Genomic DNA, 22,562 nt, shown 5'->3' on the forward strand with positions numbered 1-22,562 from the left:
CATGAAGCGCGGCCGGGCGCGTGTCGCCGGCGCCAAAGCCGTCGATTCTGCGTGAGACACCCGGAGCAGACACGGCCGTGAAGCTCGCTCCCGGTGTCCGTCATCCGGGAAGCATAGCTGACCAACATGGCAGCCGGACGACGCACGGATCAGAAATGATGCTTTCCGGCAACGCGGTCCGGCAATGGGTTGCCGCGGCCCAGCATTCCTCGAAGTGTGGTCTCCTCTCTCACCACAGCTCGGTGCGCGACGCCCGGTGTATGGAAGGGGCTGAGAGCGCCGGCTCTGGTGGGCAACGTTGTCGACGAGGCGGACCTTGGCGCCGAACGTGGACGGCGCCGCGCCGGGCTTGGGTCGGGCGCACCCGCGGCCGTGATCGCGGCCTGCGAGCAGCCTGTCTCGTCCGCACGGTTGCAGGATGGGGCACGGACTATGCCTTCCTCCAAGCGGGCGATCTTCATGTCTTCGAGCGACGCAGATCATGATGACGCGCCCGACCTCGAAAGCGCCGCGGATGACAGCAATGCCGTGGCCGTCCGCCCGCCGCCCTCGCGGCCGGCCCCGCCACGCCCGGCCGATCGGGTTCGCGTCGTCCTGCCCCTCTCGCTGACGATCGCTGCGGGGATCGCCGTCGTCCTGCCGGCGACGTTGCCGGCGCCCGCCCGGATCGCGCTCTTCGCCGTGCTGCTGGCGATCATCCTCTGGTCGACCACGTCGCTCGACGTGGCGTACGTCGGGCTCGGCGCGGCGCTGCTGCTCCTCCTGACCGGCGTCAGCCCCCAGGAACGGCTCTTCGACTCCCTCGCGTCCGACGTCATCTGGTTGATGATAGGCGCGTTCATCCTGGGTGGCGCAGTCGAGCAGTCCGGCCTGGCGATGCGGCTGGCGCAGCGCGTGGTCGAGCGCGCTCGCACCGTGCGCGGCCTGTTCTGGTGCTTGACGGCCGTGCTCATCCCGTCGTCGCTCTTCGTCCCGTCGGTCTCCGGCCGTGCCTTGATCGCCATTCCCATCTTCCGCAGCATCTCTTCCATCACGGAGGATCCGCGCATCACCCGTGCCCTCGCGCTGCTGTTCCCCACCGTGATCCTGGTCAGCACCATCGGCTCGCTGGTCGGCGCGGGGTCTCACCTCGTGGCGAACCAGCTGCTGAGCCAGGTCACCGGCCGTCGGCTGTCCTTCGGCGAGTGGATCCTCTACGGGATGCCGTTCGGCATGGTGGCCAGCGGCGCCGCCTGCGCGGTCATCATGGCGCTCTTCCTCGATGGCGAGCGCCGCGGGCGATGCATCCGGGTTCCCCGGCGCCCTCGAGGCTCCTTGTCGCGATCGGAGCGGATCACCCTGGCCGTCGGCGCGACGATGGTCGTGCTCTGGCTCTCGGAGCGGTGGCACGGCTACGAGAGCGCCACGGTCACGCTGGCCGGCGCGCTCGTGCTCACGGCGCCTGGCAGCGCGCTCCGCTGGAAGGAAGGCGTGAAGGCGGTCGACTGGAACCTCCTCCTCTTCGTCGGAGCAGCGCTCGTCCTGGGAGGAGCGCTGATCGACACGGGCGCATCCGGCTGGCTCTTTCAGGCGCTGCTCCGCAACAGCGGTATCGAGAGCGCCAGAGGGCGCCTGTTCTTCGTCGTGGCGGTCGGCGTGATGTCGCTGACGTCCCATCTCTACCTCACCTCCCACGTCGCTCGCATCGTCGCGCTCGGCCCCGTCTTGCTGCAGCTCGCCGCCGATCGCGCTCTCGACCCCGCGGCGGTCATCTTCATCGGCACGGTCGGCATCGATTACTGCCTGACGTTCCCGGTGAGCTCCAAGGCGCTCCTGATGTTCCAGGGGCTCGACGGAGAGACGTTCCGCCCGGCGGATCTCCTGCTCCTCAGCGCCGTCCTGCTCCCGATCCACCTGGCGTCGATCGCCGTCTTTTACTTCACCTACTGGCGCTGGATGGGGCTCGCGCCATGACGAGTCCCCTGCGCATCCTGATCGCTCCGTCGGGCTTCAAGGAATGCCTGGATGCGGAGCAGGTCGCCGAGGCCATCGCGACGGGCATCCGGCGCGCGCTGCCGGAAGCGCGCCTCCTGAAGGCGCCGCTCACGGACGGCGGCGAGGGCTTCACCCGGGCGCTGGTCAAGGCGACGGGCGGCTCCTTGCACCCCGCGATCGTGACAGGTCCGCTGGGCCGGCCTGTCGCGTCCCATTTCGGCTTCCTCGGCGGCGCCGGACCACGGACGGCGGTGCTCGAGATGGCCGCTGCCGCCGGGCTCCGCCTCGTCCCGCCTCACGCGCGCAACCCGATGGCCACAACGACACGCGGCGTCGGCGAGCTGATCCGCGCCGCGCTCGACGCGGGCGCGGAACGGCTGCTCATCGGCTGCGGCGACTCCGGCACCAACGACGGCGGGGCGGGCATGGCCCAGGCGCTGGGCATCCGCCTGCTGAACGCGGCGGGGATCGAGATCGGAGCGGGAGGAGGAGCGCTGCTGGAGCTCGACCGCATCGATCTCTCGGGCAGGGACTCCCGCATTCCCCGCGTGCAGATCGAGGTGGCGTGCAACTGGCGCAACGTCCTCTGCGGTCCTGGCGGCGTGGCGCGCGTGTTCGGCCCGCAGAAGGGCGCCTCGCCGGAGATGGTCGCGCGGCTGGAGGCGGCCCTGGAGCGCTATGCCGCCATCATCGCGCGCGACGTGGGCGTGGACGTGAGAACCATGGCGGGAGGAGGCGCCTCCGGAGGCCTCGGCGCGGGGCTTCATGCCCTGCTGGAGGCGACGCTCTTGCCTCGCTACGATGTCCTCGTCCGCTACCTGGACCTGGACGGCCTCCTGCGCGACGCCGATCTCGTCGTCACCGCGGAGGGGGGGCTCGACGCCCGGACCTCGCGCGGCAAGATGCCGGCGGAGCTGGCCAGACGCGCAAAGCACTTCAGGCTGCCGGTCATCGCTCTGGCAGGGACCATCGACGAGGATGCGCGCGTGAACTACGCGTGCGGCATCGACTCGTTCTCGTCGATCCTCGAGGCTCCATGCACGCTGTCCGAGGCCATGGATCGTGCACCCTTCCTGATCGCGAACGCGGCCGAGAACGCGCTGCGCTACATCCTCATCGGTCGAGGTCTCCCCGGGCTCCGCAAGGCGCGCGGGCATCCGCGTCCACGCGCGCGGGCGGGCTGACCCGACCTGGGTCGGGTCGGTCCGGTCAAGACACCTCGGCCTCGGCTGGGGCCGGCGGCGCGGGCGCGGCAGAGCGCGCGGGGCGGAGCGGGTGGGTCTCGACGCGCCAGATGCCGTCGTCCGTCAGGCGGATCGCCGCGAACCTGGCGACGCCGTCGAGGTGGCCGTCGGTCTCGTGGCCGAGCGTCGAGGAGGGGTGCGCGTACACGCTGACGCGACCGCCGCTCTTCGAGCGGTAGTGGCCGAAGAACGCGAGGTGCTTGTGCCCGTGGAGCACGAGGGCGCTGTTCTTCTTCGGGTTCTTCTGCTGGTACGCCGCGAGCATCTCGAGGAGGCGCGGGCCATCCATGGCGATCATGAACGTGTCGTTGAGCGAGATCGGCCCCGCGAGGCGCGCCACGTGGTGGTGGAGCAGCACGACGACCGGGCCGGACCCCCGCCGGAGCGCGCGGGCGAGGCGACGCAGCTGAGCGCCGCCGATCTGCCCGATCGCGTTCGACCCCACGAACCGCGACCTGTAACGGTTGGAGTTGAGTCCGAAGATCCGGATACCGCCCCCGAGATCGAGCCGCCTCGGATACAGGCCGGCGATCGCGCGCAGCCGCCGCCGCGCGCGCTTGCGGGCCGGGACGTGAAGGGGAGGCTGGAAGGGGCCGCGCTCCACGCGGGTGAGCACCTCGATGAAGCGCTGCTCGCGCTCCGCCCGCTTCGTGAGGTACGGGTCAGGCGACGTGCCGAGGTTGATGGCGACATCGTGGTTGCCGGGCACCATGAGCACCTGCGAGGAGGCCGGGATGCCGGAGAGCGCCGCCTCGAGCTCGTCCCACTGCGCCTCTTCCCCGAGATCGGTCATGTCGCCCGTCAGCGCGACGAGCGGCGGCTTCAGGGCGGCGATCTCCGCCACGAGCCGCTGGAGGCGGCCTGTCAGCTCGGCGGTGTCGGGGCGAGGGGCCCCTTCCGGCCACGCGGCGGAGCCCTCCTCGATCTCGTAGGGCTCGCGGCCGCCCGCCGTGATGTGGAGATCGGAGATCTGGCAGAGGACGAGCCGCCCGCCGGGGATCGCGTCGCCAGGATCGGGGAAGAGCGTCGCCGCGCCGCCATACCGCAGGATCACGCGGGTCGCCTCGCCCAGGGCGGACGCGAGCCAGGCATAGAGCGAGAGCCCGAGCGCGAGCGCGGCGAGCGCCGTGCACACGGCCAGGACGAGCGCGGCCCCGCCGCCGACGGAGAGCCTGCCGCCCGCGGGGAACCAGGACGCGAGGAAGGAGAGGAACGACCCGTCCAGCCACGCGGAGAGCCAGGCGGGGACGCCGATCTCGAGGGCGTGCACGGCGAGCCCGCCGGCGCCGCAGGCCGCGGCGAGGAGGACGAGCAGCAGGATCAGGCGATCGCGGACGACGTCGATGACGTCGACGACCTCGCCGAGCCTCCCCCGGAACGACGAGCGGAAGTAGCGGCTCCCGTAGGAGATCTTCTTCCATGTCTCCGGCCGCCACACGCGGCCTTGGCTCGCAACGCTGGAGACGACGAGGGCCGGGGTGATGACCAGCGCGAGCAGGACGAGCACCGGCAAGAGCGCCAGGTAGAGGACTCGGAGGGCCGCCCTTCGCGCCATGCCTCATTTGACGTGCCCCGGGCAGTACCGTCAAGGAGCCGCTCGGGCCGCGCGCGCCCCGAAAGTTGCCGGAATCGATGGATGCTCGTAGCAGTAAGCGCGAGCTCGCGCGCTGATGTCCTGCACCGAGACGCCGATAGAGCCGGCCTGCGCCCTGCGATCACCCGCGTCGAGCGGCCCGCCACCGGCGCTCTCGACCGGCGCGCGCGCGGCGCCTGCGCGCCGGCGTGGCAGGGCCGCGGCCCTCGTCGCCGCGGGCGCTGCCGGCGCGGGGGCGGCCGTGTGGACCAGCGCGGCCGTGGCCGTGTGGACCGGGGCGCCCGCGACGGCGGCGCGCAGCGCGGCGCCGCTCGTGGCGAGCGCGCTGCCGGAGCGCGCGCCGACGGCGCCACCAGAGCGCGTGACGCTCACGGCGGATGACGAGGACGCCGAGCCCGGCACGCTGGAAGAGCAGCGCCTCCGGCTGTTCGCGCGGATGCGGCGCGAGCTCGCGCTCCCCGACGAGGCGATGCGGCAGGTCGAGGCGATCTTCGCGGCGTCGACGGTGCTCGGCCAGGGCAACCCCTCGCTGACGCGGCACCCGATGTCACGATCCGAGTGCCGTCGCATTCGAGCGCTCTCGGGCATCGAGCCGGCGCGCGAGCCGGCCTGCGGCGCGCCGGGGATGGTGCCGCTCTTCGATCCCACGCGCGGTCAGACCGCGGCGGACGCCCCCGCGTGCATCGATCAGCTCGAGTTCCCGAACGTGCCCTGCGAGTACCCCGTGGTGCACGTCCGGGCCCGCGAGGTGGCGCTCCTGTGCAGGGCGGTCGGGAAACGGATCTGCGACGCGCACGAGTGGGAGGGGGCGTGCGCCGGCGCCCTCCGGGATCCGGACGTCGAGTACGAATGGGCGCGCCCCCGGAACGAGGCGAGCTGGCACCACAACCTCCTGCGCGAGAAGGTGTGGAGCTACGGCCCCGCGAAGAACCACGCGCTCTGCGGGACGGGGAGCTCCCGCACGCCGGGCTGTCCAGGCGGCGGGTGGGACCGCTGCGGCTCCAACACGTATCCGGCCGGCGCGTTCCCCGCATGCCGGAGCAGCCTCGGTGTCTTCGATCTGCACGGCAACGTGGCCGAGCACATGAGCCTGCCCATCCTGCCCGAGGAGCTCGCGCGGCACGGCGATCGTGGCTTCACCGAGATGAAGGGCAGCTGGTTCGCGTTCTCGTCGATGGAGGTCCACGCCGACGACTGCCGCTTTCGCGCCCCCGACTGGCACGCGACGCGCCTCATGAGCAGGGGCAGCCACGCGAACTACCACCTTGGATTCCGCTGCTGCACGGACATCACGCCGCCGGACGGCGCCGAGCGAGACGAGGGCGTCGACCACCAGGGCGCCAGGTGAATCCATCCACATAGATTTGACCACATGAGCCCACGTGCGCGCATCGGGTGGTCCATTGGCGCAGGATCTCGCCGACGCGGCTCGTTTCGAGCGCCCGCCGCGAAGTTGCGGTGGCGGAGGCAGACGATTACGGCCCGAGGCGATTGATTCGTGTCGTGCCTCCGTTGGGGCACAAACGGCGCAGCCTGAGCACGTCAGGCGCAGAGGGTCCGACGTCGCGAGCGGGTTGCGGCCCGGTCAGACGAGCGGCGGGGAGGCGCCGCGCGCCGTCGCCAGCGGGCCTCGAGCGGGGCTCGACGGCTCTCGTTCACGACGGCCGCGGTGCGGGCGGGAGCGCAGGTGACCTGCTCGAAAGCCCGCGAGAGAGGCGCTGCGCGCTGCGCGCGGCACCCGGCGCCGAGGCGTTGAGTTCGTCATCTCCAGCATGGGGCGCGCGGCCCGCGCGCGATACGCCCTCCGATCGGGGGCCGTCCCGCCGGTCTCCGCGTTGAGAACCCGGAAAACCAAGGCCGGCGTCGATCCAGAGAATGCCTTTTTGCGGACGCGCCAAGGCCGGTGACACGAGCTCGCAGCGGCAGTGTCTGCACACGAGGGCTGAGGCACACACCCTGCTCTTCGATGAGCCCAAGGTGGCTCGGACCTTCCGGCCATCACGGGATATTGAGGAGGACAACACATGCTCTCGATTCATGGCAAGGTGCTGGGGCTCGCGATGGTGATGGCGGCGCTGGGCACGGGGTGCGCCATCGATGCAGCGGACGACGCGGATCTCGACGAGGCCGGCGTCGACGAGGTCGAGCTGGTCGATTCGACCGCCGAGGCGCTCGAGGCCGGCGCGTCTGCGAGGGGCGGGTATCAGGAGCCGTACGGTGGCAAGGGCGGGCCCATCGGCGCGCAGGGCCCCATGGACCTCGGCCAGGCGCCGGTCGGCGTGCAGGGACCGGCGAGCCCCGGCCTGCAGGCGCCGATCGGCCAGATGGGGCAGGGGCCTGTCGGCCAGGGGCCTGTCGGCCAGGGACCCGCGGGCGTGCCGGGCGTCGGTGGCGTGCCGGGTGTGGGCGGGATGCCGTTCGGCGGCTTCGGCGGCTTCGGCGGCTTCGGCGGCTTCGGCGTGCCCGCCGCGATCATCTCGTCGAGTTGCACCACGTTCGTTCCCGACTGCTTCCCGTGCAACCCGTGCAACAACTTCGCTCCCCCCTGCTGCTGCAACCGGCCGCCGCACAACCCCTGCAATCCGGGCATCGGCGGCCCGTTCAACGGCGGGTTCTCGGCCGGCCCCTGCGGTGGCGGGTTCGCGCCGGGCTCCTTCGGTGGCGGGTTTGCGGGCAGCCCCTGCGGTGGCGGTAGCGGGTTTGCGGGCAGCCCCTGCGGTGGCGGTGGCGGGTTCTCGGGGGGCTGCTGCGGTGGCGGGGGGAGCTGCGGCGGCAACAACAGCGGGCTCGGCTGGTAACTACGGGGCCTCGGGCCTCGGCCGCTAGCGCCGGCCGCTGAGAGGGCGCGGGGCTCGGAGGAAACAAGCCCGGCGCCGCGCGCAGGCCGCCACGGGAGAGCGTGAGTCGCTCGCGCTCGATGGCCGATCTCGGGTCGGCCCATCGTCGCCGCTCTCCCGCGCGAGCTCCGCCAGCGCCGCCTCGGGCTCACCACCCCGGCGGCCAGCGGACGGCGGGGACGTGACGGCAGCGCTCGAACGGCTGCAATGGCAGAGGCTGGGCCCGCGCCGGCGGGGGCGACCCATGTGAGGTGAGGTCGTCGCCGCCAGCGCGGGTCGCGGACGCAGGGGGGACGGCGCCACGCGACCGTGCCCCCGCGGCTCGCGCGGGATGGTGGATGGCCGGCGATGATGGTGAGGTGAGACGCGTTGCGCCGCGGGAGCGCGACGCGGCCCGCGAAATTACACCCGAGTCCAGCGAGTCCGCGCCGGCGGCATGCGCCGCCTTCACGGGCGTTGCTACGCCGCGAGCGATCCCTTAGAGTGGCGCTAACGCTGTGATCGGCACGATCATCGACGGCAAATATCAGATTCGCAAGCTCCTCGGCGAGGGCGCCATGGGCTCGGTTTACGAGGCCGAGCACACGGGGACCGGCCGGCGCTGCGCCGTGAAGGTGATCAGCTCGGCGGATCTCACCCGCGACCCGAAGGTCGTGAGCCGCTTCCAGCGCGAGGCGCGCGCGGCAGGCGCGATCGACACACAGCACATCACCCAGGTGCTCGACGCCGGCGTCGATCGCGGCTCGAACCTGCCGTTCCTCGCGATGGAATTCCTCGCGGGCGAGGACGTCCACGAGCTCATCAAGCGCGTCGGCCCGCTCGCGCCCGACCTCGCGCTGCGCATCGTCGCGCAGTCGTGCATCGGGCTCCAGAAGGCGCACGAGGCGAGCGTCGTCCACCGCGACATCAAGCCGCACAACCTGTTCCTCGCGCGCCGCGACGCCGGCGAGATCCTCGTCAAGCTGCTCGATTTCGGGATCGCCAAGGTGAAGATGGACCGGGCGAACGAGACCGAGAGCGCCGATCTGACGCGCACCGGGAACCTGATCGGCTCGCCGCTCTACATGTCGCCCGAGCAGGCGCGCGGCCAGAAGGAGATCGACCACCGCACCGACATCTGGTCGCTCGGCGCCGTGCTCTACCAGCTGCTGACCGGGCGGACGCCGTACCATCACATCACCGCGCTCGGTGAGCTGATCATCGCGATCTGCTCGGATCCTCCGCCGCAGGTGCAGGATTTCGCCCCGTGGGTGGCGCCCGAGATCGCGGCGATCGTGCACCGATGCCTCCTGCAAGCCCCCGGGCAGCGCTACCAGAGCGCGCAGGAGATGTTCGGCGCCATCCGGCCGCTCCTTCCGTACGGCTGGGGCATCCACGAGGGCATGCTCGTGCCGCTGCCGGAGGCCGTGCACCGGCAGTCCGCGCCGCGGCTCGCGATGAACGCGCCGCCCGCGAACCAGGGCGGCGCGTACGCCGCGGCCTCGCCGGCGAACCAGAGCGGCGGGTACCCCGCGATCTCGCCGGCGAACCAGAGCGGCGCGTACGCCGCGACCGCACAGGCGAACCAGAGCGGGGGGTATCCCGCGGTCCCGCAGGAGCACCGCGGAGGCTACTCGTCGTTCGCGCCGCCCCCGCTCCAGAGCGGGCCGGCGGCGGCGATCATTCCGGCCACCCACCACGCTGGCGCTGCGACGACGGGGGCGCTCACGCAGTCGCACCGCGGCACGCAGCCCGGCGTGCCGCGGGTGCCGGTGGTGGCCGGCGCCGCGCTCGCCGCCGCGGTCATCGCGGCCGGCGTGTACTTCATCAGCCGGCCGTCGCCGGAGCCGGTCGTGCAGCCGGAGGCGAAGGCGACCGTCGAGACGCTCCCGCCTGCGGCGGCCACGCCGACGTCGACCGGCCCGGCCCCGACGCCGCCGCCGGCCGCGACGCCGGAGGTGGTCGCGGCGGTCGAGCCGCAGCCGAAGCGCGTCCAGGTCGTCATCCTGCCCGCCGACGCCTCGGTCGAGGTCGAGGGCAAGCGCGTGACGACACGCAACGGGATCCTCGATATCACCGGGCCGCCCGGGAGCGTGCACAGGGTGCGCGTCTTCAAGAAGGGGGGAGGCGAGGCGATGGCCGACGTCGTGGTGACCGACACCGGCGCGTTGCCGCCGAAGGTCGAGCTCACGCCGACGTCGGGGAAGGGCGGTCCTGCGACGTCGGCGAAGAGCGCCTCGACCGCGCCGCCGGCGCCGCCGCCCGCGCCCACGACCCCCAAGGGGATCATCGACAACACCGACGAGTTCGGAAAGTAGCAGCGGAACGACAGGCTGAGTACGGTGCTCGATCGAATGGATCTGCGTACGCGGCGCGGCGGCTCTCGTCCTCTCTCTCTCTCTCGGCGTCCCCGCGCAGCGCCGCGGCTGCGCGCGCTCTCGGCCGCGGTCGCGGTCGCGGTCGCCGCCGGACCGGCGCTCGCGCAGCCGGCGCCGCCGGCCACGGACGCCGCCACGCCGGTCAAGGAGGGCGCCGCGCCCGCCGCGGAAGCCGGCGCGCCGGCCAGGGAAGGCGCAGCGCCGGCCACCGGGGCTGCGGTGCCGGCCGAGGAGGCGCCCGTCTCCGAGACGGACCGGCAGGTGGCGCGGCTCCACTTCGAGAAGGGGCTCACGCTGCTGCGCGAGGAGGCGTGGGGCCCTGCGCTCGCGGAGTTCCTCCTCTCGCGCAAGCTCTTCCCGACGCGCGTGGCCACGAACAACGCCGCGATCGCGCTGCGCAAGCTCCAGCGCTACGACGAGGCGCTCGAGATGTTCGAGACCTTCCTCCGCGATTTCACGATGTCGGCCGCCGAGCGCGCGGCCGCGCAGCGGGAGATCGCCGAGCTGCGGGCGCTCGTGGGGACGCTCGACATCACGAACGCGGAGCCCGGGGCGTCCATCGTGGTGAGCGGCGAGGAGCGCGGGCAGTACCCGCCCGTCAAGCCGATCCGCGTGGCGGCGGGCGCGCACGTCATCCGCGTCTTCAAGGAAGGCTACGAGCCGGTGGAGACGCGCGTCGACGTCGCCGGGGGGCAGACCGCCACGGTGAACGCGAAGCTCCGCAGGCTGACCCGCTCCGGCCGGCTGCGCGTGGTGGAGCGCGCCGGCAAGACGGTCGACGTGCTCGTCGACAACGTCGTCGTGGGGCAGACCCCGTGGATCGGCGCGCTGTCGGTCGGCGATCACATGGTGGCGCTGCGCGGCGCGGGGAAGCTCGGGACGCAGCCGACGGCGGCGCCCGTGAAGCCGCAGGAGCTCACGACGCTGTCGCTGCTCGCCGAGGATCTCGACGCGTCGCTGCGGATCGACCCCACGCCGCCCGGCGCGAGCGTGTGGATCAACTCGGTCAACGTGGGCAACGGCGTCTGGCTCGGCCGGCTCAAGGCCGGCACGCACCGGGTCGAGGTGAAGGCCGACGGGTTCGTCACCGGGACGCGCACGGTGACGCTGCAGAAGGGCCAGCGCCAGAGCCTCGACATGGGGCTCGAGCGCGACGAGGACGCCGATATCTGGCGCAAGCCGCCGAAGATCACGCTCGACGTGAGCGCGTCGTTCCTGCTGGCGCCGACGCTGGGCGGCGAGATCGCGGACGGCTGCGACTCGGGTTGCTCCAGCTCGCTCGGCCTCGGCGGGCTCGGCATGGTCCACGGGGGTTACGAGCTCGGCTCGGGGATCGGCGTCGGGATCGAGCTCGGCGGCCTGTTCGCGGCGCAGCAGCTCGACGAGCGCTCGGCGACGCTCAGGCCGGTCGGCTACCGGGATCCGCTCGACGGCACGGCGAGCGACACGCTCCGCCTGGGCGGCTTCCTTGCCGGCGCGACGTTCGGATACCACTTCGGCGAGCGCTTCCCGGCGCTGCTCCGGCTGGGCGCGGGGGTGCTCGTCGGCGAGGTCCGCGATGAGCGGACCGGCAGGTTCAGGACGACGGGCGGGGAGTGGTTCAACACGTTCCCGGTGGTCGATTTCGCCTCGGCGACCTACTTCTACGCGGATCCTGAGGTGCGGCTCGGCCTGCGGCTCGGAGAGCGGTGGGAGGTGTCCGGCAGCCTGAAGCTGCTGCTGCTGATCGGCCTCAGCAAGCCGAAGTGGGACAGGACGATCGAGCTGTCGGCGTCGACGGACGGGATCGGCACCTACGAGCCGGAGTCGCTCATGGGGGATTTCGTCTTGATGTTCTCGCCTGGGGCGAGCCTGCGTTACCAGTTCTGACGAGACCCGCGCTGACGCGTCGGTCCACGGTGCGCGGCCGCGACGCGACGCGCGCCGTTGCATGCGTCTTGATCGTCTACAGCGGTTTCCGCCCCCCTCTGCGCCATCCAGAGCCGCAGCAGAGCGGCGGTCTCCCGCACAGGAGACGGGCCCAGATCGGCGTTTTCGGCGCGCAAGCGCACTCCGGTGCGCTGAGCACCGAAAACGCCGAGGTGGGCCCGTATCCGAAGCGGGTGACCGCCGCTCTAGCGCCGCCGGCGGCGAAGCCCGGCCAGCGCCGCGGCGACGCCGACGAGGACGGAGAGGCCTGCGGTATTGCGCTCGGCGGGGGCGCCGACGACGCCGCAGGAGCAGGACGGGACCTCCGACGGATCGATCTGCGGGACGCACTGGTTCGCGAGGTTGCACACCATGCCATCGACGCAGTCGGCCACCGAGCTGCACGGTGAGGCGCAGGCGCTGCCGCCCGGCGGGCAGCTGTACGGGGTGCAGTCCGTGTCGACGCCCGGGGATCGGAGCGTGTGCTCGCCGTCGCAGCGCGGTCCGATCTCCTCGAGGTCGGCGCAGACGCCGTCGAGGCAGACGAAGTCCTGGATGCAGTCGTCGTCGGAGGCGCAGGAGGTCTTGCAGGCGGTCTCGTCCGCGCACTTGAACCCGCCGCAGCGCTCGACCACCGGCTCGTTCTCGCGGCCGTCTCCTGCGCAGAAGAAGCGCGTGAGCGTCGCGGGACCCACGATGCAGCCCTCGTCCGGGCAGGAGCACGTGAAGGTCTTCGCGACCGCCCCTTCCACGGGGAACATGCACTTGGCGTCGGTGGCGCCGCCGCAGTAACCGGCACACGCGCCCTCACCGGGGCAGGCCTCACGCAGGAAGGTGCCGCCCTCGTTGGGGTGCGGCGACTCGTGGTCGACAGGCGTCCCGACGTTCGTGCACCTGCCGACGTTGTTCACCACGTCGCATGCCTGACACTGGCCATCGCACCGGAAATCGCAGCAGAAACCGTCGACGCAGTGGCCCGAGACGCACTGGCGATCACGCGTGCACTCGGCGCCGTTGGCGAGTCGATCGAGACACAGACCCGACCCGGGCGGCGCACCACCCGATCCAGCAGACGCTCCGCCTGCGCCACCTGCACCTCCGCTGCCTCCAGCAGACGCGCCGCCGGCACCCGCGCCACCCGATCCAGCGGCTGCGCCGCCGGCGCCCGCGCCACCCGATCCAGCGGACGCGCCGCCTGCACCGCCGGCACCAGCGCCACCCGATCCAGCGGCTGCGCCGCCTGCGCCCGCGCCACCCGATCCGGCGGACGCACCGCCCGCGCCACCCGATCCAGCGGCTGCGCCGCCGGCGCCCGCGCCACCTGCCCCAGCGGACGCGCCGCCTGCGCCGCCTGCACCCGCGCCGGTGGACGCGCCGCCCGCAGCACCACCACCCGTTCCGGACGATGCACCGCCGGCGCCGCCGGCCTCACCGCAGGCGTCCGGATCGCCGACGCCGACGTCGCACCAGCCGCTCTCGTCGCAACCGCAGTCGTCCAGGCAATAGAGGATGCACCTGTTGTTGCTGCCGCAGCGGCCGGGCTTGCAGTCCTTCGTGGATTCATGAGCCAGCGCGCGCCCCTGGCCATCGCAGCGGTTGTGCACTTCGATCTGGTTGACGCAAACGACGGGGAGCTCCGTGTCGAGCTTCGCAGGACCACAGGCGCCATCGCTGCCCGTCCCCTTGCCCGACGCCGTGCACGAGAAGCACTCCTGGTCGCACGCCTCGTTGCAGCAGACGTTCTCCGTGTCGGAGCAATGCCCTGATGCACACTCCTGATCGTGCGCACACGCCTCGCCGTTCGCCTTGATGAGCAGCTGCGCGCTGGCGAGCGGCTGCGCGCTCGTGGCCCCGATGCCGCCCGCGACGAGCACCGCCCGGCCTGCGACGCGGTCGGTGCCGGCGTTGACGACGACGGCGGCGTGCTCCCGACGAGCCTCCTGTGCGAGCGAGCCGGCCGGCAGGCTGAGGGCGCTGAACTTCCTGGTCAGCGGATCGTAGATGGCGGCGCTCGAGAGCGAGGTCGTGCCGTCGAACCCGCCGGCGATGAGGACGTCGCCGGTGGGCAGCAGGCTCGCCGTGTGGTTGGCGCGCGCGTTCGCCATGGAGATCGGCGTCGGCTGGAGCTCGAAGCCCCGCTTCGTCGGATCGGCCACGCCGTCGTGGTAGATGTCGATGGTGCGGACGTAGGCGCCACTGGAGACCCGGGTGGTGCCTCCGACGAGGATCACCTCGCCTGAATCGAGCGTCGTCGCCGCCTGACCGCCCAGCGCCTCCGCACGGTCGATGAGCGTCGCCGTGTGGAAGCCACGGAGGGCGCTCATCTGCGCCGTCATCGGGGTCGCTGAGGGCGAGAGGACGGCGATCGGCCGGAAGACGCCCTCGTCCTCGTGGAAGATCTCGGCCGAGGTGAGCGCCGCGCCCGAGAGGACGAAGCCGCCTGCGACGAGCACATTCCCCGTCTTCAGGCGGACCGCCGTGTGGGCGTGGCGCGAGGTCGCCATGCTGCCCACGGAGGCGAGCGTGCTCGTGACGGGCGCGCCGCCGTTCGGTCCGAAGGCGCTGAAGGTGTAGAGGGAAGCGGTGCTCGTGGGCTGGTTGAGCGGATCCGCGAGGCCGCCTGCGACCAGGACCTCGCCTGGATCGAGGAGGGTGGCCGAGTGATTGAACCGGCCCAGAGAGGCCCCCGCGTCCCTGACGAACTGGCCGGTGGCCGGGTTGTAGACCTCGACGGCAGCGACCGGCGTGCCGCTGGTGCGCTGGCTGCTGCCGCCCACGACGACGACCGCCGGCGGCGGAGGCGCAGGATCCGACGGCGCCGCCGGGGCGAGCTTCGTGACCGCCGTGGCGGTGTGGGCGCCGCGCGCGACGTCCATCGCATCGGTGCTCGCGAACGTGCGGTCGAGCGGGAAGTACAGCTCCGCCGTCGCGAGAGCGCCCCCGGACGCGTCGAACCCGCCCGCGAAGAGCACGGGGCTCGCAGGGTTCGCCGGGTCGATCACGGTGGCCGTGTGACGGGCGCGCGGCGTGATCATCTGGTTTGTCGTGGCGATCCACTGCGGGTCGACGAGCGCCGGGTACCGAACGCCGGCGGGCTGCCATCCGACGATCACCGTGCACGCCGGCGCGCCCGGCGGGGTGATCGGCCGGCCCCACGGGGCGCGAGGGCTCGTGTCGACGGAGCAGCCCTCGACGGAGAGCGAGGCCGGAACGCGCGCGCCGGTCGCGTCGACGAGGTAGGGGGGCGCGACGCGCAGGCGGGGCGAGCCACCGGCGTCGAGGAACTCGAGCGTGCGCTCCACGAGGCGGAGGCCCGAGACGGCGGTGACGTCGACCCGGTAGCGGAGCTCCTTGCGCACCGGCTCCTGCTCGAAGACGACGAAGTCCTCGGTGCCGTTCGGGAGGACGCGGTGCAGGACGTCGCGGGCGCCGCCGCCTTCGGCGCGCAGCGCGCCTGCGTAGAGGACGAGGCCGCTGTCGACCGCCGCAGGCACGTCGGCGGCGTCGACGAGGGAGAAGGCGATCGAGACGCGAGACGCGCCGTCGGCGAGGCGCACCGGACCGGCGGCGCGCGCCGGGAGCTCGACGGACGCCGCGGCGGCCTCCGGGGCTGCCACGCGCAGGGCGCCGGCCGGAGTCGCCGCGACGATCTTGACGGGGCCAGGGGCGATGGCGTCGGCGAAGCGCGCGCGGATCGCGGCGATGCGGGCGCGCGCTCCGGGCGGCGCCGCCTGAGGCGACCCGGGGCTGGACGGAGGCGAGCGGCGCGAGGCGCCCTCGTCGGAGCAGCCAAGGACCTGGGGGAGAATGGCGCACGCAGAGAGCAGCGCAGCCGTTCGCAGCCTGAAGCCGAGTCGCAGCACGCGGTGGTTTCGCAAGGGTCGTTCCGTGGTCGGCGCGGCGCGCGCGACGTGAGAGGGCGGATCTGGCCCATCCTAACAGAAGGCGGCCCGCCGCCGAACAGTGAGGCGGCGCGTCGGAAGCGGCGGGGGGCTCCTCCGACGTGGCCTCCGGCACGGGGACGCGGCGGCGGGCGATCGCCGCTCGATCGAGCGCGCGGCCGAGGAAAACCTCCCCAGGAGGAGGGCGAAACTGGGTAGGCTTACGGGGGCGCTGTCGCGTACGGCGCGATCTGTCTGGAGGAGCCGCGATGACTTTCCCCGCCTTGCCCTGGATGTCCCGCCACCTCGCGCACGCCGGCGCCGCGCGACGCGGGATCGTGCCGCTGCTCGCGGGCCTGCTCGCGCTCGTGGCGCTCGCGCCGCGGCCGGCGAGCGCGGCGCCGTGGGACACGGACAACGACGAGGTCGCGAACGGCGTCGACAACTGCCCCGGGGTCAGCAACCCGAGCCAGTACAATGGCGATGGCGACGCTCAGGGCGACGCTTGCGACAATGACGATGACAACGACGGCACCCCGGACGACGCCGATCTCGACGACGATGACGATGGGATAGCGGACACCGCCGACGAGTGTCCGACGATTCCCACGCCCATGGCAGCGGATCCAGACTTCGACGACGACGACGATGGCGTCCCGGATGTCTGCGACAACTGCGACACGTCCAGCAACGAGGATCAGCTCGACAGCGATAGCGACGGGCGGGGGAACATCTGCGAGACCGACAACGACGCGGATGGCGACAGCGACTTCAACGACAATTGTCTCAACATCTCGAACGCCAGCCAGGCCAACGCCGACGGCGACAACTACGGCGACGCCTGCGACAACTGCCCCACTGCATTCAACAACGATCAGCGGGACAGGGACAACGATGGCGTCGGAGACGACTGCGACAACTGCGCAAACGCCCCGAACACCGATCAGCGCAACCCCGACGGCGACCTCTTCGGCGACGTCTGCGACAACTGTCCTGGCACGGCCAACACCAACCAGGCGGACAGCGACGGTGACACGATCGGCAACGTCTGCGACAACTGCCAGAGCCGCGCGAACGAGAACCAGGCGGACGGCGATGACGACGGGGTCGGCGACACGTGCGACAACTGCCCTGGCACGCCCAACAGCCTCCAGGAAGACGTGGATGGCGATGGGGTCGGCGACGCGTGCGACAACTGCGCGAGCCGCGCGAACGAGAACCAGGAGAACGGGGACAGCGACGCGTTCGGCAACGTCTGCGACAACTGCCCTGCCACGTCGAACCCCGGCCAGTCGGACAGCGACCTTGATGGGACCGGTGACGCGTGCGACAACTGCGTGGACCGCGCGAACGATCAGCAGAACGAGGACGGCGATGCCTTCGGCAACGCGTGCGACCTCTGCCCGTACGTCGCGACCCTGACCCAGGTCGACACCGACGGCGACGGCTTCGGCGACGATTGCGACAACTGTCCGCGCCTCATCACCGCGAACCAGGCCGATGGCGACGGGGACCGCGTCGGCAATGCGTGCGACAACTGCCCCGAGGTCGCCAACACGGACCAGATCGACAGCGACGGCGACGGCCTCGGCAACGCCTGCGACAACTGCGCCAGCATCGCCAACGCCGGCCAGATCGACGATGACCACGATGGGGTCGGCAACGTCTGCGACAATTGCCCCGCGACACCGAACAGGCCGAGCGGGACGAACGAGCAGGACGACGGCGATGGGGACCGGATAGGCGACGCGTGCGACAACTGCCCGGACGTGTCGAACGCGAACCAGACGAACACCGACGTCGCCACCGGCGACACGGAGGGCGACGCGTGCGACGCCGACGACGACGCCGACGGCGTGCCCGACGCCACCGACAACTGCCCGACCGAGCCGAATACGAGCCAGCGCAACACGGACCGGGTCCTGCCCGGCGGTGATACGCAGGGCGACGCGTGCGACAACGACGACGACGCCGACGGCGTGCCCGACGCCACCGACAACTGCCCGCTCCAGCGCAACGCGGATCAGACGAACACGGACGAGGACCTGACCGACGGCGACGGGTTCGGCGACGCCTGCGATGATGACGACGACGCCGACGGCGTGCCCGACGTGAACGACAACTGCGTCACGACGCCGAACCCCGCCCAGGCCAACACCGATCTCAGCCTCTCAGGCGGCGACACCCTCGGCGACGACTGCGACGACGACGACGACGCCGACGGCGTGCTCGACGCGGCCGACAACTGCCAGTTCGCGCCGAACAGCACGCAGATCAACACCGACCAGAGCCTCGCCGGCGGCGACGCGCAGGGCGACGCGTGCGACAACGACGACGACGCGGACGGGGTGCCGGACGGCACCGACAACTGCCGCACCACCCCGAACGCGGGGCAGGAGAACAACCCGAAGAACGGGCCCGAAGACGCGCTCGGTGACGAGTGTGACGATGACGACGACAACGACCGCGTCCTCGACGCAGATGACAACTGCGGATACGACATCAACACCAACCAGCTCGATACCGACGGCGATAGCGACGGGGACGTCTGCGACGACGACGACGACAACGACCTCCTCACGGATGCAGAGGAGGCGGCGCTCCGGACCGACCCGACAAGCGTCGACTCCGACGGCGACACCATCGGCGACTTCGAGGAGGTGTTGAACCGCGACAATCCTGCCGATCCGACCAACAACACCGACGATGACGCGTTCATCGACGCCGTGGACCCCGACAGCGACGGCGACGAGGTGCTCGATTCCGAAGAGGCCGGGGATGCTCTGCTGAACACGCCGGCGACCGACACAGACGGCGATGGGACCCCGGATTACCGGGACACCGACGCGGACGAAGATGGCGTGCTCGACGGCGACGACAACTGCCGCCTCATGGCGAACCCGCCGCCCGCGCCGGGCGAGCCACAGGTCGACACCGATGGCGACGGCAAGGGTGACGTGTGCGACGGCGACTCGGACAACGACGGCACGCTCGACGTCGACGACAACTGCCCGAGCCTGGCGAACGCCGGCCAGCAAGACGCCGACGGCGACGGCGCCGGCGACGCGTGCGATCCTGACGGCGATCCGGACGCCGACGGGGTGATCAACGAGGACGACAACTGCGATTTCGCGGCGAACCCGCCGCCTGCGCCGGGCGAGCCGCAGGCCGACATCGACGGCGACGGCCTCGGCGATCCCTGCGATGATGACGCCGACGGCGACTCGATCCCTGACGCGGACGACAATTGCCCGCAGATCGTGAATGCCGATCAGGCAGACGCCGACGACGACCGCCACGGCGACGTCTGCGACAACTGCCCGCTTCACGCGAACGCCGGGCAGGAAGACGCGAACGGCGATGATCTCGGCGATGCCTGCGATCCCGACGGCGACGGGGTGGTGACCGACACCGACAATTGCCCGAGCGTGGCGAACCCCGAACAGACCGACACCGACGAGGACGGCCAGGGTGACGCCTGCGAGCCGCCGGATCCGACCAGCAGCGGCGGCGGCGGAGGGGCCGGCGGAGCGGGAGGCGCTGGCGGCATGGGCGGCGCCGGCGGTGAGGCCGCCACGGCGACTGCGACCAGCGGCGGCGCGACGTCGCCAGATTTCCAAGGCGGCTGCGACTGCCGCATGGGACGTGCGCCGATGCCCCGGGAGGCGTGGGGGATGCTGCTGATCCTCGCCGCCGTGCTCCGGCGGCGAGGCCGGCTGCAAACGCGACGGGCAGCATGATTCCACGCCGCGGAAACTGGGCTCTGGCGATCACCTGAGAACTACGCCCGGCGAGCGCGGTGGCTCCTCGTCGACGCAGCCGTCCGATATCGTCAATCTTGGATAGCGAGCTGCAGATTCGTGTGATACGGGCTCAGCCGCCAGGCAGGCGAGTGAGGCGTATGAAAGTACGCCGCAGCGAGCCGAACGACGCGGATGAGCCCGCGGCGCACGGAGATGCGCCCCGCCATAACGGAGCTTCAAGGAGGACCCTCATGCAGGCATCTCGGTGGATCGCGGTGTGGATGGCGATGGGCGCGCTCGTCATCGCCGGTACGGGCGCGGGATGCGGAGGTGACGACGCCACGGGGGACGCGACGACCTCGAGCTCGACGACGACCACCACCACGGGTGAGGGCAGCACGAGCAGCGTTGGGACGGGCGGCGCTGGCGGCGAGGGCGCGGGCGGCTCCGGCGGCGCGGGAACAGGCGGCACCGGCGGTGCGGGAACGGGCGGCGCCGGCGGGACGGGAACGGGCGGCGCTGGCGGGACGGGAACGGGCGGCGCGGGAGCGGGCGGCTCCGGCGGCGCGGGAGCAGGCGGCACGTCGGGCGAGAGCTTCAATTTCACCCTCCGCGGCACCGGTTACGTTCCCGCCTACACCGCTGGTGACATGGTCTACGTGGCCGTCGTCGCTGCCGGCGACGCCGCGCCGGCCCTGAGCGCGTCGGACGCGATCGAGGCCGACGGCACGTTCAGCGTGACGGGGCAGATACCCGGCGACAAAGCGTACAAGATGCACTGGTACGTGGACCTTTCACAGAATGGGACTTGCGACGCGGCTCCCACGGATCACGTCTGGACACAGGACATCCCCACCGTCACGGCGGATATCACGCGCAGCGTCGTTCCCAACAGCGCCTTCGGCGACTGTCCGTGACGCGCCGCGCTCGGCCATTCCATAGCCGTTGATCGTCCCTGGCGCGGCGCGCCCTCCGCGCGCCGTCGTCCTGTGGCCAGAATCGTGGCCATGTCGAACGCGGCGCGAGCGGGTCGCAGACCGTCTCCTGGACCTCGCCCAGGATCGCCGCGGCCAGGGAAAAAATGCGGATGTTGCCCCCCGCCACGCGCCCCCGCTATCGTGCCCGGCCGATGAGGCATTCCTCCGTCGCAGCGGTCGCGTCCACGGCCGTCCTCATGACGCTCGCCGGCGCCTCGCGAGGTCAATCCACCGGCGGCTTCTCCCTGGATCGGTTCGAGCCGGCGCCCGCTGGAGACGCCTTCTTCGGCGTGCCTTCTCCGGCCGCTCCCGGCCACCTCGCGCCGCGCGCCTACGTGATGCTCGATTACGCCCACCGCCCCATCCACACCAGCGGTGAGACCCCCGTCGACCTCGTCTCCTCGCAGACGTTCCTCCGCCTCGACGCCTCGCTCGCGCTCTGGGATCGCCTCCTGCTCTCGATCGACGCACCCCTCGCCGTCGCGCAAGGGGGCGACGACCCGGGCATCCCCGGCGTCGAGTTCACCGAGCTGACGGCGCCCGAGCTCGGCGACCTGCGCTTCGGCGCGCGCGTCCGCCTGCTCGGGGAAGACGCAGGCCCGCTCCAGCTCGGGATCGGCGGCTACCTGTTCGCGCCCACCGGCTCGCCGGCGCAGTACACCGGCGACGCCGAGGCTCGCGGCGCCGTCCACGCGAGCCTCGGCGGGCGCGTCGGCTCGGCGGGCTCGTCGCTCGGGTTCCTGTGGAGCGCGAGCGGCGGCGTCGAGCTCGGGGGCGGCCCCAACCGGCCGCAGCTGTTCACGTTCGGCGGCGCCGCCGGGCTCCTGATCGCCGGCGATCTCCTCCAGCTCGGCGCCGAGGCGTACGGCGGCGCGCCGCTCGGCGACGAGCTCCTGCTCTCGAGCACGCCGGTGCAGCGCGACGAGGCGAGCGTCAACGCCGAGCTGCTCTTCGGCGCCAAGCTGCGCGTCCTCGACGGCCTCACGTTCGGCGCCGCGGTCGGCCCGGGCCTCACGAGCGCCATCGGCACACCGCCGGTCCGCGCGGTCGGCATGGTCGGCTGGACGCCGCTCCCGAAGCCGGCCCCGGATCGCGCCCAGGCCGCCGCCGTCGCGGGCGACAAGGACGACGACGGCATCAACGACGACATCGACGCCTGCCCCGACGTGAAGGGCGATCCTTCACCCGATCGCGCGAAGGACGGCTGCCCGCCGGCGGATCGCGACGGGGACGCGGTGCTCGACATCGACGACGCGTGCCCGAACACCCCGGGCGCCCGCAGCGCCGACGCCACGGAGAACGGCTGCCCCGAGGACTCGGACGACGACGGCTTCCACGACGGCATCGACGCCTGCCCGAGCGTGCGCGGCGGGGCGAGCGACGACCCGAAGAAGGTCGGCTGCCCTGGCGACGCGGACGGCGACGGCATCGCCGACGCGTCGGACGCCTGCCCCAAGGTCAAGGGGCCGGCGAACCGTGACCCGAAGCAGAACGGCTGCCCGGACGATCCGGATGGAGACGGCGTCCGCGGCGCCGCGGACGCCTGCCCGAACGAGCGGGGGCCCTCCGATCCTGATCCACGACAGAACGGCTGCCCCAGGTTCGTTCGTGTCAACGCCGACGAGATCAAGACGTCCAAGCCGGTGCAGTTCGTCGTCTACGGCAAGTCGCGCGCCGAGACGGTCGATCCCATCTCCGACGAGATCCTGTACGAGGTGCGCGACGCCATCCAGCAGAACCCGGACATCGAGCTCGTCGAGGTGCAAGGCCACACCGACGACAACGGGACCGAGGAATACAACCTCCGCCTGTCGCAGCAGCGCGCGGACGCGGTCCTCTCGTGGCTCGTGGCCGCCGGGGTTCCGAGGGAGAAGCTCGTCGCCAAGGGCTACGGCTTCGAGCAGCCGGTCGGGGACAACCGCGTCAAGACAGGGCGCCAGAAGAACCGCCGCGTGCAGTTCGTGATCGTCAAGCGCAAGGGAAAGCCCTAGCGAGCAAGCGCCGGCGTCGTGGCGCAACACGCTCGACCACGAGCGACATAACGCCC

Annotated in this window: 11 protein-coding genes; 9 read left to right on the forward strand and 2 right to left on the reverse strand. The window is 71.9% G+C overall.

The features are described 5' to 3' along the window. Window positions 1–432: 432 nt before the first annotated feature. Together WME73_RS20260 and WME73_RS20265 are read left to right on the forward strand one after the other, a co-directional pair. Window positions 433–1,953 carry an SLC13 family permease gene (locus WME73_RS20260; protein ID WP_437916796.1) on the forward strand — a complete coding sequence of 507 codons (1,521 nt, stop codon included), beginning with the start codon at window positions 433–435 and terminating at the stop codon, window positions 1,951–1,953. Beyond that, on the forward strand, window positions 1,950–3,158 hold the full coding sequence (locus WME73_RS20265; RefSeq protein ID WP_437916797.1) for a glycerate kinase family protein: 1,209 nt from the start codon (window positions 1,950–1,952) through the stop codon (window positions 3,156–3,158). Before WME73_RS20260 ends, WME73_RS20265 begins: the two co-directional genes overlap by 4 nt. A gap of 25 nt (window positions 3,159–3,183) precedes the next feature. On the opposite strand, the gene WME73_RS20270 is transcribed toward WME73_RS20265, so the two are convergent. Next, on the reverse strand, window positions 3,184–4,773 hold the full coding sequence (locus WME73_RS20270; RefSeq protein ID WP_437916798.1) for a metallophosphoesterase family protein: 1,590 nt from the start codon (window positions 4,771–4,773) through the stop codon (window positions 3,184–3,186). Window positions 4,774–4,888: 115 nt separating this feature from the next. Between WME73_RS20270 and WME73_RS20275 the strand changes: the two genes are divergently transcribed. The 4 genes from WME73_RS20275 (at window position 4,889) to WME73_RS20290 (ending at window position 11,875) form a co-directional block, all read left to right on the forward strand. Continuing rightward, the gene (locus tag WME73_RS20275) at window positions 4,889–6,160 is read left to right on the forward strand and encodes an SUMF1/EgtB/PvdO family nonheme iron enzyme (RefSeq protein ID WP_437916799.1); all 1,272 of its coding nucleotides are present in this window, start codon (window positions 4,889–4,891) and stop codon (window positions 6,158–6,160) included. Between the two features lie 676 nt (window positions 6,161–6,836). After that, window positions 6,837–7,610, forward strand: a complete 774-nt coding sequence (locus tag WME73_RS20280) for a hypothetical protein (protein ID WP_437747062.1) — start codon at window positions 6,837–6,839, stop codon at window positions 7,608–7,610. A gap of 536 nt (window positions 7,611–8,146) precedes the next feature. Then, window positions 8,147–9,946, forward strand: coding sequence for a serine/threonine protein kinase (locus tag WME73_RS20285; protein WP_437872986.1), 1,800 nt, complete (start codon window positions 8,147–8,149; stop codon window positions 9,944–9,946). Between the two features lie 36 nt (window positions 9,947–9,982). Then, window positions 9,983–11,875 (forward strand): PEGA domain-containing protein, encoded by a 1,893-nt coding sequence (locus WME73_RS20290; protein ID WP_437916800.1) that lies wholly within the window; start codon window positions 9,983–9,985, stop codon window positions 11,873–11,875. Between the two features lie 245 nt (window positions 11,876–12,120). On the opposite strand, the gene WME73_RS20295 is transcribed toward WME73_RS20290, so the two are convergent. Continuing rightward, window positions 12,121–15,792 (reverse strand): Kelch repeat-containing protein, encoded by a 3,672-nt coding sequence (locus WME73_RS20295; protein ID WP_437916801.1) that lies wholly within the window; start codon window positions 15,790–15,792, stop codon window positions 12,121–12,123. 272 nt (window positions 15,793–16,064) lie between these two features. On the opposite strand from WME73_RS20295, the gene WME73_RS20300 reads away from it, so the two are divergent. The 3 genes from WME73_RS20300 to WME73_RS20310 all read left to right on the forward strand — a co-directional run bounded on the left by WME73_RS20300 (window position 16,065) and on the right by WME73_RS20310 (window position 22,506). Next, on the forward strand, window positions 16,065–19,535 hold the full coding sequence (locus tag WME73_RS20300; RefSeq protein WP_437916802.1) for a thrombospondin type 3 repeat-containing protein: 3,471 nt from the start codon (window positions 16,065–16,067) through the stop codon (window positions 19,533–19,535). 254 nt (window positions 19,536–19,789) lie between these two features. Continuing rightward, entirely contained in the window at window positions 19,790–20,455 is a 666-nt protein-coding gene (locus WME73_RS20305) for a hypothetical protein (protein WP_437916803.1), read from the forward strand. A gap of 212 nt (window positions 20,456–20,667) precedes the next feature. Further along, a complete protein-coding gene (locus tag WME73_RS20310; protein ID WP_437916804.1) occupies window positions 20,668–22,506 on the forward strand; it encodes an OmpA family protein in 1,839 nt (612 codons plus the stop codon). The last annotated feature ends 56 nt before the right edge of the window (window positions 22,507–22,562 follow it).

The organism is Sorangium sp. So ce302 (assembly GCF_051530145.1).
In the GTDB taxonomy this organism is placed as follows: Bacteria; Myxococcota_A; Polyangia; order Polyangiales; family Polyangiaceae; genus Sorangium; species Sorangium cellulosum_B.